A 14,692-nucleotide genomic window follows, 5' to 3' on the forward strand; every position below is an offset into this window, starting at 1 on the left:
CTTTGTTTTTATAGTTGGCATACCGGTGGAAGACCGCCGGACTATAAAAACTGGAGACTCGTGATGAAAATCGTTACTGCTATTGCATGGGGCGGCGTCATGTCCGCCGCCTGTGCATCGATGCCGGCGGCATCGGCGCAAAGCTGCTCGGTGCCCGTCCTCAAGGTGCTGGCGCAAAAAAGCCTGGGCCTGACTGTGATGGAAAAGACCCTGGCCGAGTATGAAAAGAAAAACGGCACCAAGGTGCAGATCAGCTATTTCGGCGAAAACGATCGCCGCTCCAAGGCTAGGCTCGACGCTTCCACCAAGGCCGGCTCCTACCAGATCTATTACATCGACGAAGCCAACGTGGCCGAATTCGCCACGGCCGGCTGGGTCGTCCCCCTGCTCAAATACCTGCCCAAGGATGCCGACTACGACGACTTCCTGCCGGGCCGCCGCGCCGTCGCCTCGTACAAGGGTGTGGCGTATTTCGCGCCCCTGATCGGCGGCAGCGACTTCCTGTTCTACCGCCGCGACCTGCTGGAAAAGGCCGGCATCGCCGTGCCGAAGACGCTCGACGAACTGGTCGCCGCCGTGAAAAAACTCAACAACCCGCCGAACGTGTACGGCTGGGCGGCGCGCGGCCAGCGCGGCTCGGGCATGAATGTGTGGCGCTGGGCGCCGTTCATGCTGGCCGCCGGCGGCAAGTGGGAAAACAATGGCGTGCCGGCCTTCAATTCGCCGCAGGCCGTGAAGGCCACCACCCTGTACCGCGAACTGTTCAAGTATTCGCCGCCGGGCGGCGCCACCTACGACTGGAGCAACGCGCTCGAAGCATTCAGGTCGGGCAAGGTGGCGTTCATGATCGAATCGACGCCGTTCGCCGACTGGATGGAAGACCCGAAGAAATCCTCGGTGGTCGACAAGGTGGGCTATGCGCGCCCGCCATCGCCGCTGCCATCGGCCGCGTATGGCCACGGCCTGGCCATCTCCGCCACGGGCGCGAAGGATGAATGCACGCGTCAGGCGGCCGGCAAGTTCATCGCCTGGGCCACGGGCAAGGAGCAGGAACAGGCGCGCCTGAAGGACAACGTCTTCAGCGACTACAACCGCAGCAGCACCATCGCCAGCGAGTACTTCCGCAAGCACGTCAAGCCGCAGATCCAGGCGGGCCTGACGGACACCACGCCCGTCTCGCGCGTCACCATCTGGCCCAGCCCCGAGTGGCCGGACATCGGCGACAACCTGGGCGTAGTTTTGGAGGAGGTGTTTACGGGCACGCGCGGCGACGTGCAAAGCGCGCTCGATGAGGCCAACGAGTATGCGACGGAAGTGATGCAGCGGGCCAGCAAGCGTAAATAAGCCCATATCGCCAACGACTCCACCAGCTAAAACCAGGGGGCAGACCCGACGGGTCTGACCCCAGCTCTTGCTTTTGGGGTAACGCCAGCGCTTGTCCGTTCTCGTTTGAAAGCTATGACCATGCCGCATACCATCCGCAAGAAACGCCACACCTGGCTGCCGGCCGTGTTCCTGACGCTGCCGCTGCTGGTCCTGCTGGTACTGGGCCTGGTGCCCAGCATCGCCGCCATCAACCTGGCCCTGCAAAACCGCGTGCTGCGCTACAGCGACAGCGACTACGTCGGCTTCGCCAATTTCATCCGCCTGTTCGGCGACCGCCGCTTCCTCAATGCCGTGCAGGTATCGGCCATCTGGGAAGTGGTCACCGTGGCCGGCTCGCTGCTCGTCGGCGTGCTGCTGGCCGTGTTCCTGTTCGAGAAAGTCAAGGGACGCACGCGCGATCTTCTCGCGCTGCTGCTGATCGTGCCCGTGCTGCTGCCGCGCGTGTCGGCCGCTTTCATCTGGAAGTTCATGTATTCGCCGCTGATGGGCATTTTGAACTGGCTGCTCGAATGCGTGGGCCTGGGCGGCACGGCCTTGCTGTCCGACCCGGCCACGGCCCTGTACGCGGTGGCGCTGGTCGATATCTGGCAGTGGGGCCTGTTCTTCGGCGCCGTCATCCTGAAGCTGCTCGAAACCCTGCCAGCCGAACCGCTGGAAGCGGCGCGCCTCGATTACGCCAGCACGCTCCAGGTGTATGCCTACATCGCGCTGCCGATGCTCAAGGTGCCGATCATGAGCCTCGTGTTCATCAAGATGGTCGAGTCGCTGCGCTCGTTCGACCTGATCTACGTGATGACCAAGGGCGGCCCCGGCATCTCCACCGAAACGCTGGACATGTACGCGTACGCGCAAGGCATCGGCCTGATGGGCAAGGTGTCGTACGCGTCCAGCATGGCCGTGCTGATGATGCTCGCCACGACTGTCATCTTCACTTTACTCTGGAAGCGGGTCGCCAAATGGGAAAACTGACTCTGACGCGCGGCGCTGGCGCCGTCACCACCACCGCCATCACCACCGTGATTATCCTGGTGGCGCTGTTTCCCATCCTGTGGGCCGTGCTCAATTCCTTCAAGGAGCTGATGGACATCGTCACGCCCGTGCCGCGCTTTTTCTTCAGCCCGACCCTGGCCAACTACCAGCAGGTGCTGGCCAGCCCCGAGGTACTCACGGGACTGGGCAACAGCGTGGCCATCGTCGGCGTGGCCGTGCTTGCCGGCGCCGTGCTCGGTGTGCCGGCCGCATATGCGATCGCCCGCTATCCGATTCCGGCGAAGAAGGATATCCAGTTCTTCCTGCTGTCCCTGCGCTTTTTGCCGCCCGTGGCCGTCGCCATTCCGCTGATCTCGATCTGGATCGACCTGGGCCTGTACGACTCGCGCCTGTCGATGGTGGTGACGTATCTGCTGGTGACCCTGTCGACCATCATCTGGCTGTCGATTCCCGCCTTTGCCCGCATTCCGAAGGAGATCGAGGAAGCGGCCGCGCTCGACGGCTACGGCCCCTACCAGGTGTTCTGGCACGTGGCCCTGCCGGTGGCCTCGAAGACCCTGATGGGCGGCATCGTCTTCAGCTTCGTGCTGGTCTGGAATGAACTGATGATCGCGCTGGCGCTCACCTCGTCGAAAAGCATGACCCTGCCCGTGGTGGCGTCGGCGTTTACCTCGATGGGCCAGGAAGTGCCGTGGGGCGTGGTGAACGCTTCCACCGTGCTGCTGGCGCTGCCGCCGCTGCTGTTCGTCGGCATCCTGGGACGGCTGCTCAACTCCATGCTCAAACATAAATAAGGAATTCATCATGCAAGCACTCGTATTGGAACAGGCGGAAAAAATCACCTTGCGCGACATCGACATGCTGCTCGTCGTCGGCCCGCGCGACGTGAAGATCAAGATTCATACTGTCGGCATCTGCGGCAGCGACGTGCATTACTTCAAGCACGGCAAGATCGGCCCCTTCGCCGTCGAAGCACCGATGGTGCTCGGCCACGAAGCGTCCGGCGTGGTGGCGGAAGTGGGGGATGAGGTGACGCATTTGAAAGCGGGCGACCGCGTCTGCATGGAGCCGGGCGTGCCGCAGTTCGACTCGCCGGCCACCATGCGCGGCCTGTACAACCTCGACCCGGCCGTGCGCTTCTGGGCCACGCCGCCCATCCACGGCTGCCTCACGCCGTACGTCGTGCATCCTGCCGCATTCACCTTCAGGCTGCCCGACAACGTCAGCTTCGGCGAAGGCGCCATCGTCGAGCCGCTGGCCATCGGCCTGCAGGCGGCCAAGAAGGCGGCCATCAAGCCGGGCGACGTGGCGGTGGTCATCGGTGCCGGCACCATTGGCGCGATGACTGCGCTGGCGGCGCTGGCGGGCGGCTGCTCGCGCGTGATCCTGGCCGACCTGGTGCCGGAAAAGCTGGCCCTGTTCGCCGATAACGCGGCCGTGACCACGGTCGACGTGCGCCAGGCCAGCCTGGCCGACACGGTGCGCGAGCTGACGGATGGCTGGGGCGCCGACATCGTCTTCGAGGCCAGCGGCAGCATGCGCGCCTACGAGCACATCGTCGACCTGCTGTGCCCGAACGGCTGCCTGGTGCTGGTCGGCATGCCGCCGGATAAGGTGCCTTTCGATATCGTCGCCATCCAGGCCAAGGAAGTGCGCATCGAGTCGGTGTTCCGCTACGCGAACATCTTCCCGCGCGCCATCGCCTTGCTCGCCTCGGGCAAGATCGACGTGAAACCCTTCATTTCGCGCACCTTCGGCTTTGCCGACGGCGTGCAGGCGTTCGAGGAAGCGGCCCAGGGCCATCCGCGCGACGTCAAGATACAAATCGAACTGGCAGGAGACTGATCATGGCAAATATCGCCTGCAGGCAGCTGCACAAGACCTATGACCAGAAGACGGCCGTGCTGCAGCCGTTCGACCTGGAGATCGCCGACGGCGAATTCATCGTCCTGCTGGGGCCTTCGGGCTGCGGCAAGTCGACTCTGCTGCGCATGATCGCGGGCCTGGAAGACATCAGCGGCGGCGAGCTGCACATCGGCGGCGCCATCGTCAACGATTTGCCGCCACGCGCGCGCAACGTGGCGATGGTGTTCCAGAACTACGCGCTGTATCCGCACATGACGGTGTACGACAACATCGCCTTCGGCTTGCGCCGCTTGAAGGTGCCGAATGACGAGATCGAGCGCCGCGTGCGCGAGGTGGCGGCCATCCTCAGCCTGGACAGCCTGCTGGAGCGCAAGCCGCGCGCCATGTCGGGCGGCCAGCAGCAGCGCACGGCCATCGCGCGCGCCATGATCAAGACGCCGCAGGTGTTCCTGTTCGACGAACCGCTGTCAAACCTGGATGCCAAGCTGCGCGCGCAGCTGCGCGCCGACATCAAGCGATTGCACCGGCGTCTGCGCACCACCACCCTGTACGTCACGCACGACCAGCTCGAGGCCATGACTCTGGCCGACAGGGTGGTGCTGATGAAGGGCGGGCATATCGAGCAGATCGGCACGCCGGCGGAACTGTACAACCATCCGCGCACCCTGTTCGCGGCTGGCTTCATCGGCACGCCGGCCATGAACTTCATCGATGGCGTCGTCGAAAAAGACGGCGGGCAAACGCTGCTCGTGTGCGCCGGCTACCGCTGGCCATTGACGTCGCCCCGCTTCGCAGCGCTGCAGGCGGGCGCGCGCGTGGTCTTCGGCCTGCGCCCGAACCACTTGCGCGCGGCGCAAGCGCAGGCACAAACGCAGCAGCCGTCAGGTACGCATGGCCTGGCGTGCGTGATCGACCTGGTCGAGCTGCTGGGGGCCGAAGCGCTGATCAGCTTCCAGTGCGGCGCCTTGAGCCTGTCGGCCCTGCTGCCGGCGAATGCGGCCAACAGCGCGGCGCAGGTGGGGCAGACCCTGGCGCTGGCCTTCGACGAGGAGCACATGCACCTGTTCGACGCCGACAGCGGGCTGGCCGTGGCGGTCGGTACTCAGGTAAGTGGTTAGAATAGCTGGCAACGAGACCGCGCAAGGGAACTGCCGTGACGCCTGACCTGGAACTGATCCACAAACCGATCCACGAATCGTTTCGCGCGTGGGCGCACGGCTTTCCGCACACCGTGGCGAAATGGCATTTTCATCCCGAGTACGAACTGCACTTCATCATCACATCGAACGGCAAATTTTTTATCGGCGACCATATCGGCAGTTACGGGGCGGGCAATCTGATCCTGACAGGGCCGAACCTGCCGCATAACTGGGTCAGCGAACTGCCGGAAGGCGTGGTGCTGCCCGAGCGCGACCTGGTGCTGCAGTTTTCCAGCGATTTCATCGAGCGTTGCGCGCTGCTGTTCCCGGAAATGGCGCCCCTGAAAAGCCTGCTGGGCGAGGCCGCCAGGGGCTTGCAATTTCCCGATGCGCTGGGCCTGCGCCTGGTGCCGCTGATGAAGGAATTGACGACGGCGCAGGGCTTGCGCCGGGTCGAACTGTTTACGCGTTTGTTCGGCGAGCTGTGCGAGTGCCGCGAGCGGCGGCCCCTGGCCAGCGTGACCTATCTGGCGCAGGCGGGCCGCTACATGTCGTCGACCATCAACCTGGTGCTGGCCTACATCAAGCAGAACATCACGCTCGATTTTTGCGAGCAGGACGTGGCCGACGTGGCGGAGATGAACACCTTGAAATTTACGCGCTTTTTTCGCAAGCATACGGGCACCTCGTTCATTCAATACGTGAACCAGGAGCGCATCGCGCTGGCCTGCGAGCTGCTGATGAACACGGACATGAAGGTCACCGATATCTGCTACCGCACGGGCTTCAACAACCTTTCCAATTTCAACCGCCAGTTTTTGGCCCACAAGCAGATGTCGCCGTCGAAGTTCCGCTCCTGCCTGCTGATGAACATGCCCGAGCCGTCCGGCGACGGCCATTCTTAACTCTCTTTTGGAATCAAATGACTTATCTCGGTATCGATATCGGCACTTCCGAAGTCAAGGCCATCCTCACCGATGACGCGCAGACCATCCTTGCCAGCGCTGGCGTGACCCTGCGCGTCTCCAGCCCCCATCCCGGCTGGTCGGAGCAGAATCCCGAAGACTGGTGGCATGCCACGCTGGACGTGATCGCCGCCATCCGCGCCGCGCAGCCGGTGGCGTTTTCCGGCTTGCGCGGCATCGCCCTGTCGGGCCAGATGCATGGCGCCACCCTGCTCGACAAGCAGCAGCACGTGCTGCGCGCGGCCATGCTGTGGAACGACACGCGCGCCTTTGCCGAATGCGTGGAACTCGAGGCGCTGGTGCCCGAGTCGCGCGCCATCACGGGCAACCAGGCCATGCCCGGTTTCACGGCGCCCAAGCTGCTGTGGCTGCAAAAGTACGAGCCATCGCTGTTCCGCGCCACGGCCAAGGTCCTGCTGCCCAAGGATTACGTGGCCCTGCGCCTGACGGGCGAGTATGTGTCCGACATGTCCGACGCTTCCGGCACCCTGTGGCTGGACGTGGCCAAACGCGACTGGTCCGAACGCATGCTGGCCGCCACGGGCCTCACGCGTGAGCACATGCCGCGCCTGGTCGAAGGCAGCCATGCCGCCGCGCAGGTGCGCCCCTCGCTGTGCCAGGAATGGGGCATTGCGCACGCGGTCGTGCTGGCCGGCGGCGCGGGCGACAACGCCGCGGCGGCTGTCGGCCTGGGCGTGGTGGAGCCGGGCGCCGGCCTGCTGTCGCTGGGGACTTCGGGCGTGCTGTTCGCCGGCAGCGACGGCTTCGCGCCCAATCCGGGCCAGGGCGTGCACGCGTTCTGCCATTGCCTGCCCGAGCGCTGGCACCAGATGAGCGTGATCCTCAGCGCCGCGTCCAGCCTCAGTTGGGTGGCGCGGCTGACGCAGTCGAACGACATCGGCGAATTGGTGACGCTGGCGGAAAACGTCGAGGCGCGCACGGCCCCCGTCTTCCTGCCGTATTTGAGCGGTGAGCGCACGCCGCACAACGACGCTTCCGCGCGCGGCGTGTTTTTCGGATTGTCGACGGAACACGGGCGCGCGGAACTGGCCTACAGCGTGATGGAAGGCGTGGCCTTTGCCATGGCCGACGGCAATGCGGCCCTGCGCAGCGCCGGCACGCATCTGAAGGAAGCGTCGTTCGTCGGCGGCGGCTCGCGCAGCCGCTTCTGGGCCCAGCTGTGCGCAAATGCCTCGAGCTTGCACGTGCTGCGCCACGATCACGGCGTGGCCGGCGGCACCTTGGGCGCGGCGCGCCTGGCGCAGATGGCGGCGACGGGCTTGCCGCCTGCGCAAGTGTGCACGCGCCCGGCCGTGCAGGAAACGGTGGCGCCGCAGGCCTCCGGTGTGCTGGACGAACGTCTGGCGCGCTACCGGCGTTTGTATCCGCTGTTGTGCGAAGAATTCGCGGGGGCGGCGGCGGCAACGCGCTGACGTGGCCGGCAAGATTGCCGGCCCGGCCATGCTGCGTCGATGGGAATATGGCCAGACAGTCAATCTTCCCGTGTAATTTGTTGTTTCTATGTTGAAAGTGTTTCTCTAGCGAAAGCGCCGCTTGGTTTTTCGCGGGGCGGGCCGCATGATTTCCCTGTTTGGTGGGAATTGGATAGATTTGGCGACGCCTTTGTTGCCATCCTGTTCTTGCCGCCGGGAGAAACATATGCAACTCGCGAATCTGAAAATCTCCGTCCGCCTGGGTCTGCTGGGCGCCTTCTTCTTTCTTGCGCTGGTGTTCGTCGGCGCACGCGGCTGGAGCGCGCTCGACGCGGCCAGCGCGCGCAGCAACGAAGCCATGCAGCGCTCCGTGGCACTGACGGAAGCCGTCGACGCGGCGCGCAGCGCGCAGGTGGAATTCAAGATCCAGGTGCAGGAATGGAAAAACATCCTGCTGCGCGGCGGCGACGCGGCCGCCTTCCAGCGCTACCGCGAAGCGTTCGTCGCCAGCGGCGCGCAGACGCGCAAGGAATTGAAAGGCCTGCAGGCCATGATGGAGGCATTGAAACTCGATACGGCGCCCGTCGAGCGTGCGCTGCAGGCGCACGATGCGCTGGGCGTGAGCTACCTGGCGGCGCTGCAAAAATTTGATGGCGCGCGCGCCGACAGCGCCCAGATGGTCGATGCGCTGGTCAAGGGCATGGACCGCGAACCGACGCGGCAGATTGACGCCATCGTCGCGGCCATCGGCAAGCAGTCTCACAGCCTGATGGCGCAGATGAAGGAGCAGGATGACGCCGCGCACCGCAGCGCCAGCATCGCCATGCTCGTCACCGTGCTGGTGACCCTGGTCGTCGGCAGCGTCACCGTGTGGTGGCTGATCCGCAGCATCACGGTGCCGCTGGGCGCGGCCGTCGGCATCGCCCAGCAAGTGGCGGCCGGCGACCTGCGCGCCGTGGTGGCCGGCGGCAGCCGCGATGAAATCGGGGACCTGCTGCGTGCGCTGAAAGCGATGAGCGGCAACCTGGCCGCCATCGTCGGCAGGGTGCGCGTCGGCACGGACGCCATCGCCCTGGCGTCCGGTGAAATTGCCAGCGGCAATATGGACTTGTCGTCGCGCACGGAAGAACAAGCCAGTTCGCTGGAAGAAACGGCCGCCTCGATGATCGAGCTGACCACCACCGTGCGGCAGAATAACGACAACGCCGACCAGGCGCGCCAGCTGGCCGGCGGCGCGTCCGACGTGGCGCAGCGGGGCGGCGCGGCCGTGGCGCAGGTGGTGCAAACCATGAACCATATCAATGCCTCCTCGAAGCGCATCGTCGACATCATCGGCGTCATCAACGGCATCGCTTTCCAGACGAATATCCTGGCCCTGAATGCGGCCGTGGAAGCGGCGCGCGCGGGCGAGCAGGGACGCGGCTTCGCCGTCGTGGCCAGCGAAGTGCGCAGCCTGGCGCACCGCTCGGCCGTGGCGGCCATGGAAATCAAGCAGCTGATCGGCGAATCCGTGCGCACGGTGGAAGAGGGCAGCGTGCTGGCCGGCCAGGCCGGGCGCACGATGGATGAGGTGGTGAGCAGCGTGCAGCGCGTCAACGCCATCATCGGCGAGATCGCCGTGGCCAGCGTGGAACAGCGCGACGGCATCGAGCAGATCAGCATCGCCATCAGCCAGATGGATGGCGTGACGCAGCAGAACGCGGCCCTGGTGGAGCAGGCCGCCGCCGCCGCGGACGCGCTGCAGCAGCAGGCGGCCAGCCTGGCCGACGCCGTCAGCATCTTCAAGCTGCACGGCACGCCCGGTGTGGCCGCATCGGCGGGCGCCGCCCTGGCGCGAAAGCTGTCGCTGGCCTGAAGCCGGCGTGCCCGGCGCCGCTTGATGCCAGTCAAGCGGCACCCGATCAGGCAAATATCGCGCCAAAATTCTTATACTATTTCCTTTCAGCATGTATCTGCGCCCGGCCGCATGGCGCGCGTTGCAAAGGAAAACCATGTTCCCTACGTTCCGCCTGCCGGGTGACGCATGACGGCGCTGCTGCTGGCGCTGTGCCTGACCCTGACCATGGTGCTCGCCGTGCTGCTGGCCTGCCAGTGGCGCGCGGCGCGCACGTGGCGCATGCGTCATGCGACCGGCGCGGTGCTGCAGGCGGCGCAGGCGCGGCGCATGGCGGATGCGCTGGCGCTGCTGCACGCCTTGCCGGCCGCCGTCATCGGCACCGACCACGACGGCGTGGTGCAGTATCTGAATCCCCGCGCCAGCGCCATGGGCGGGCTGCTGGGCGACGATGGCCTGGGCCAGCCCGTGACCGGGTTGCTGCCGCTGTTCCATGACGGCACGCCCATCGATGCGGCGCGCCAGGTGCGTGACTGCGTGGCGCGGCAGGAGGTGCTGGAAGTGGCGCGCGGCGCCGTGCTGCTGCGCCATCTCGACGGCAAGCGCATCGACGTGCAGTACAGCTGCGCGCCGCTGGCGCAGGGCGGCGCGGTGCTGCTGCTGCACGATGTGTCGGCCCGCAGGCGCGCCGAGCAGCAGCTGGAATTCATCGCCCACCACGATGGCTTGACGGGACTGCCGAACCGCCTGCATTTCCAGATCCGCTTCGAGCACGGCATCGCCTACGCGCGCCGCCACCAGGGTTTGCTGGCCGTGCTGTTCGTCGACATCGACCGTTTCAAATCCATCAACGACAGCCTGGGGCACGACGTGGGCGACCAGGTGCTGACGGAGTTCGCGCGCCGGGTGCAGCAGTGCGTGCGCAAGGTCGATACGGTGGCGCGCCAGGGCGGCGACGAATTCATCATCCTGCTGACGGAACTGCGCACGGCGCACGATGCCGAACGGGTGGCCGAAAAGATCGTCGCCGCCATCGCCGCGCCCTTCGTCATCGGCGAGTACAGCCTGTCGGTGGCGGCCAGCGTGGGCGTGGCCCTGTATCCGGACGACGACGACGACGTCAATGCGCTGATCGAAAAGGCCGACCTGGCCATGTATGCGGCCAAGCGCCACGCACCCGGTACTTGCCAGCGCTATGCGCCGCGCATGCAGACGCAGTCGTATTCGCGCACCATCCTCGAGACGGCCCTGCGCCACGCGCTCGAACGCGATGAATTCGCCCTGTTCTACCAGCCGCGCATGGACTTGAAGACGCGCAGGATCACGGGCGTGAAGGCGCTGCTGCGCTGGAAGCACCCGGAACTGGGCTTGATGATGCCGCTCGACTTCTTGCCGGTGCTGGAGGAAAGTGCCTTGATCCTGCCGGTGGGCGCCTGGGTGCTGGCCACGGCCGTGGAGCAGGCGCGCGGCTGGATTGCGCAGGGGCAGATGCTGACGGTGTCCGTCAGCCTGTCGGCGCGCCAGTTCTACCAGCGCGATATCGCGCGCAATTTCGCCGCCGCGCTGCAGGCGGCCGGCGTGCCGGGCCATTGCATCGAACTGGAAATCGCCGCCGGCATTCTGATCGACAGCAACCAGAACTGCGAGCTGATACTGCGCCAGTTCCGCGAGCTGGGCATGGCGATTGCCATCAGCGATTTCGGCACGGGCGACGCTTCGCTCACTTACCTGAAACGCTTTCCCACGGATGCCGTGAAGATCGAAAAGTGTTTCATCGACGACCTGGACAAGCCGGGCGGCGATGGCGCCATGGTGCGCGCCATCGTGGCGATGGCGCGCACGCTCGGACTGCGCACCATCGCCGGCGGCGTGGAAAGCGGCGAGCAGCTGGAACTGCTGGCCGAGATGGGCTGCGACGAGGCGTTCGGCTATTTTCTCGGCCGCGCCATGGCGCCCGAAGGCATCGAGGCGCTGCTCAAGTCGCCTAGCCCGGCCTGACGGACAGCGCCGCCAGCAGCACGGCGGCCAGCACGGCCGCGCCGCCGATGACGCGCGCCAGGCGCATGGCCTGGCGCGGCGCATACGGCAGCAGCCAGATCAGCAGCAAGCCGCAGCCCGTCAGGCTGCCGACCCAGTAGACGAGGCCATAGCCGCCGCCGGCGATGTGCATGGCCCAGGCCAGGCCGGCCGCCAGCGCCAGCCAGCCCGTCCACTGCAGGCGGCGGCGCAGCGGGGCGGGCGGTTCGGCGCCGCGCCCGTGCAGGTCGGCGTAGTGGCGGTCCATGGCCAGGCACAGCGAAGACAGGCCCGCGTAGCACAGCGCGAAGACGAGGAAATTGGCTAACAGTTCCATCAAGCGGCCTCCATCGTCGTCGGCGCCGGCTTGGCCGGTGCTGGTTTGGAGGCTTTCACGGGCAGCGGTTTCAATTTGAACGCCGCATACGCGAGGCCCAGGCCCAGCACCAGCACCACCAGGTCGAAGGCGGCCACCGCCACGGGGCCGCGCCCCAGGAACAGGGTCACGCCCAGGTGCGAATGGGTGGTGAAGACGTTCAGCACGGGCAGCGCCGCGAGCAGGAAGGCGCCGGCGGCCAGCTGCATGCGCCACATGGCACGCGACGGGCGCAGCTGGGCGATGATGGCGGCCAGGGCCCAGGCGCCGAAGAAGCAGGCGATTTCCTCTTTCGAGCGCTCCTCCATCGCCGCCGGCAGCAGGCGGTTGGCCCAGAAGTAGGCTCCGAAGGCGATCGGGATGCCGGCGATGGCGCCGATGTTGAGCGCTTCGACCAGGCGCAGGCCGAAGCTGGCGCGCTTGCCGGCGGCCAGCGCCTTGGCCTGCTTCTGGCGCGTCTTGACGGCCCACAGCAGGGCGCCCGTGGCGACCATGGCGCAGCCGGCCAGGCCGGAGAGGAAGAACAGGGCGCGCAGCAGCGGGCCGCCGAAATGCGCGACGTGCAGGCCGACCATCACGCCTTGCGTGGCGGCCGCGCCAGGCTGCGCCTCGCCGTCGGTCGACAGCAGCTTGCCGGACACGCCGTCGAATTCCATCGACGGCTGCTTCGACGACATGTCGCGTCCGCCGGCGCGCGTCAGCGTGATGGTGGCGTTGGCGTCGCCCGGATGATTGACGGAGATGCGCTCGACCTTGCCGCCCCACTGCTGTTCCGCCTGGCGCACGAGGGGCGCGAGCGGCGTCAGCGGCGCGGCCACGCCGGCCGGCTTGCTGTCGCCCGAGCGGCCCGGGAAGGCTTCGGCGAAGAAGGCGTCCTGGTCGCCCTTGTAGGCGGCCGTGACGCCGGACGGCATGTACAGGAACATCAGGGTGACCAGGCCCGTGTAGGTGATCATGATGTGGTAGGGCAGGGCCAGCACGGCCGTCACGTTATGCGCGTCGAGCCATGAGCGCTGGCCCTTTTTCGGCCGGAAGGTAAACAGGTCCTTGAAGATGCGCTTGTGCGTGACGATGCCGCTGATGATGGAGACGAACATGAACATGGCGCAGAAACCCACGATCCAGCGGCCCCAGATGGCCGACATGTAGTGCAGGTCGAAATGCAGGCGGTAGAGGAATTCGCCGCCGCGCGTCTCGCGCGGCTTCGATAGCACCTGGCCCGTGGCCGGGTCGGCTTTTTCGCTATGAAAATTGCCGCGCCGTCCGCGTTTCTTTTCGCCCGGTTGCGACGGCTTGCTCCAGCCCAGCTGCGTGGCGGGGCTGCGCTCGCCGGGCAAGCTGATGAACCAGCGCGTGGCGCCGTCGGCACGCTCCTGCATCGCCTGCTGCGCGACCTTGGCCGCTTCCTCGGTGCTCACTTCGCTGGCGGCGGCGCCGTGCAGCTCGGGCTGCATCCACAAGGTGATTTCATTGCGGTAGTAGCTGGCCGTGCCGGCGCAAAACACCAGCAGCAGGATCCAGCAGACGAGCAGGCCGGACCAGGTGTGCAGCCATGCCATCGACTGGCGGAAACCTTCTTTCATGCGAGACTCCAGGATAGTGCGCCCATTGACTGCAGGATGGCGGCGATGACGGCGGCCGGAATCAGGAGACCCAGCCATGCGCGCAGGGCGCTGCGCGTGGCGAAGACCCACATCACGGCGCAGGTGTAGATGGCAAACGACAGCAGGGTGGCCGTCATGACGGCTTCGGAACGGGCCATGGGCAGGCTCACCGACAGCAGCATGGTGATCAGTGCGGCCAGCACGTAGCCGCCAGCGATGGCGGCCACGCTGCGCGACGCCACGCCGAGGCGGTACATGACCCCGGCGGAGAGCCGCAGGCGCGGCATTTTAATGATGGCAGGCGCTTGCATGGTCAGTCGTGATCCTTGCTCGGCGGCTGGGCTGGGCCGGCCGGCAGCGACGTCACGCCTTGCGGCTGCACCAGGCTCAGGGTGGTCACGAACATGGCTTTGTCATACGCTTGCGCGCCGCGCTGTCCGGCCGTCTTGTCCGTGTGCTGCACTTCCAGCACATACGTGCCTTGCCATGGCAGCGGGAAGCTGACCAGGCCTTGCGCATCGCTCCACGCTTCCTTGCCCCAGCCCGACTGCACCACGGCGTTGACCTTGGCCTGCGCCAGCGGCTTGCCCTGGTAGCTGACCTGGAACTGGCCCGGTGTGCCGGTCGGCACCAGGTCCAGGGTCAGCGCGGGTGCTTGCGCCTTGCCGTCGGCGATCAGGCGCGCGGCCGGCACCCACACGGTGCGCGTGGTCTTGCCATCCTTTTTCTCTTCCCATGACGGGTAGGCGTTTTCCTCGACGATGATACTTTCGCCGGCGCCCACCTTGCCATTGAGGAGGAAGGCGCCCGCCGTCTTGCTCGCCTGCAGCGGCTGCGCGCCCTTGGCCGACAGCCACGTCACGTTCTTGATGCTGAACTTGTCCAGCAGGCCGGGCGACGCTTCGCGCAGGTTGTCGCCGAATTCGCCGAAGTACACGCTGGCCGCCTTGCCGTCCTGCTGCAGCCAGATCTGGTGCGCGCTGGCGCTGCCGCAGGCGAGGGCCGCGCCCAGCAGGGCGGTGGCGAGGGCGCCGGGGCGCGCGATGGAAGCGATGTGCATGGTGTATCCCTTATCTTGCTTAT

13 protein-coding genes are annotated in these 14,692 nt (G+C 66.1%); 9 read left to right on the plus strand and 4 right to left on the minus strand.

Features of this window, described 5'->3' with window-relative positions; translation table 11 throughout:
* Positions 1 to 63 precede the first annotated feature (63 nt).
* The 9 genes from JAB8_RS08505 to JAB8_RS08545 all read left to right on the plus strand — a co-directional run bounded on the left by JAB8_RS08505 (position 64) and on the right by JAB8_RS08545 (position 11,611).
* Positions 64 to 1,344: a sugar ABC transporter substrate-binding protein gene (locus tag JAB8_RS08505; RefSeq protein ID WP_070289185.1), complete on the plus strand. Its 1,281-nt coding sequence runs from the start codon at positions 64 to 66 to the stop codon at positions 1,342 to 1,344.
* A gap of 120 nt (positions 1,345 to 1,464) precedes the next feature.
* Positions 1,465 to 2,355 carry a sugar ABC transporter permease gene (locus JAB8_RS08510; protein WP_070289259.1) on the plus strand — a complete coding sequence of 297 codons (891 nt, stop codon included), beginning with the start codon at positions 1,465 to 1,467 and terminating at the stop codon, positions 2,353 to 2,355.
* A complete protein-coding gene (locus tag JAB8_RS08515) occupies positions 2,343 to 3,170 on the plus strand; it encodes a carbohydrate ABC transporter permease (protein WP_070289186.1) in 828 nt (275 codons plus the stop codon). Before JAB8_RS08510 ends, JAB8_RS08515 begins: the two co-directional genes overlap by 13 nt.
* Positions 3,171 to 3,180: 10 nt before the next feature.
* Positions 3,181 to 4,221 (plus strand): NAD(P)-dependent alcohol dehydrogenase, encoded by a 1,041-nt coding sequence (locus tag JAB8_RS08520; protein WP_070289187.1) that lies wholly within the window; start codon positions 3,181 to 3,183, stop codon positions 4,219 to 4,221.
* A 2-nt stretch (positions 4,222 to 4,223) separates the two neighbouring features.
* Positions 4,224 to 5,360, plus strand: a complete 1,137-nt coding sequence (gene ugpC / locus JAB8_RS08525; RefSeq protein WP_083287619.1) for a sn-glycerol-3-phosphate ABC transporter ATP-binding protein UgpC — start codon at positions 4,224 to 4,226, stop codon at positions 5,358 to 5,360.
* Positions 5,361 to 5,395: 35 nt separating this feature from the next.
* Positions 5,396 to 6,286, plus strand: coding sequence for an AraC family transcriptional regulator (locus JAB8_RS08530; RefSeq protein WP_070289188.1), 891 nt, complete (start codon positions 5,396 to 5,398; stop codon positions 6,284 to 6,286).
* A gap of 17 nt (positions 6,287 to 6,303) precedes the next feature.
* On the plus strand, positions 6,304 to 7,779 hold the full coding sequence (gene xylB / locus JAB8_RS08535) for a xylulokinase (RefSeq protein WP_070289189.1): 1,476 nt from the start codon (positions 6,304 to 6,306) through the stop codon (positions 7,777 to 7,779).
* Between the two features lie 226 nt (positions 7,780 to 8,005).
* Positions 8,006 to 9,634 carry a methyl-accepting chemotaxis protein gene (locus JAB8_RS08540; protein ID WP_070289190.1) on the plus strand — a complete coding sequence of 543 codons (1,629 nt, stop codon included), beginning with the start codon at positions 8,006 to 8,008 and terminating at the stop codon, positions 9,632 to 9,634.
* Between the two features lie 168 nt (positions 9,635 to 9,802).
* Positions 9,803 to 11,611 (plus strand): EAL domain-containing protein, encoded by a 1,809-nt coding sequence (locus JAB8_RS08545; protein WP_083287620.1) that lies wholly within the window; start codon positions 9,803 to 9,805, stop codon positions 11,609 to 11,611.
* Here JAB8_RS08545 and JAB8_RS08550 read toward each other — a convergent pair.
* From JAB8_RS08550 to JAB8_RS08565, 4 genes are read right to left on the minus strand one after another with little or no spacing between them, the layout of a single operon-like run.
* Complete coding sequence (locus tag JAB8_RS08550) at positions 11,598 to 11,966, minus strand: DUF3325 domain-containing protein (RefSeq protein WP_070221888.1); 369 nt, start codon at positions 11,964 to 11,966, stop codon at positions 11,598 to 11,600. The two genes, JAB8_RS08545 and JAB8_RS08550, sit on opposite strands and share 14 nt — an antisense overlap.
* Positions 11,966 to 13,588 carry a PepSY-associated TM helix domain-containing protein gene (locus tag JAB8_RS08555; RefSeq protein WP_070289191.1) on the minus strand — a complete coding sequence of 541 codons (1,623 nt, stop codon included), beginning with the start codon at positions 13,586 to 13,588 and terminating at the stop codon, positions 11,966 to 11,968. Before JAB8_RS08555 ends, JAB8_RS08550 begins: the two co-directional genes overlap by 1 nt.
* Positions 13,585 to 13,920, minus strand: a complete 336-nt coding sequence (locus JAB8_RS08560; RefSeq protein ID WP_070289192.1) for a DUF3649 domain-containing protein — start codon at positions 13,918 to 13,920, stop codon at positions 13,585 to 13,587. The genes JAB8_RS08555 and JAB8_RS08560 overlap by 4 nt, the downstream gene beginning before the upstream one ends.
* A 2-nt stretch (positions 13,921 to 13,922) precedes the next feature.
* Positions 13,923 to 14,669, minus strand: a complete 747-nt coding sequence (locus tag JAB8_RS08565) for a DUF4198 domain-containing protein (RefSeq protein ID WP_070289193.1) — start codon at positions 14,667 to 14,669, stop codon at positions 13,923 to 13,925.
* Between the last annotated feature and the right edge of the window lie 23 nt (positions 14,670 to 14,692).

Origin of the sequence: Janthinobacterium sp. HH106, from assembly GCF_001758725.1 — a bacterium.
Lineage (GTDB): Bacteria > Pseudomonadota > Gammaproteobacteria > Burkholderiales > Burkholderiaceae_D > Janthinobacterium.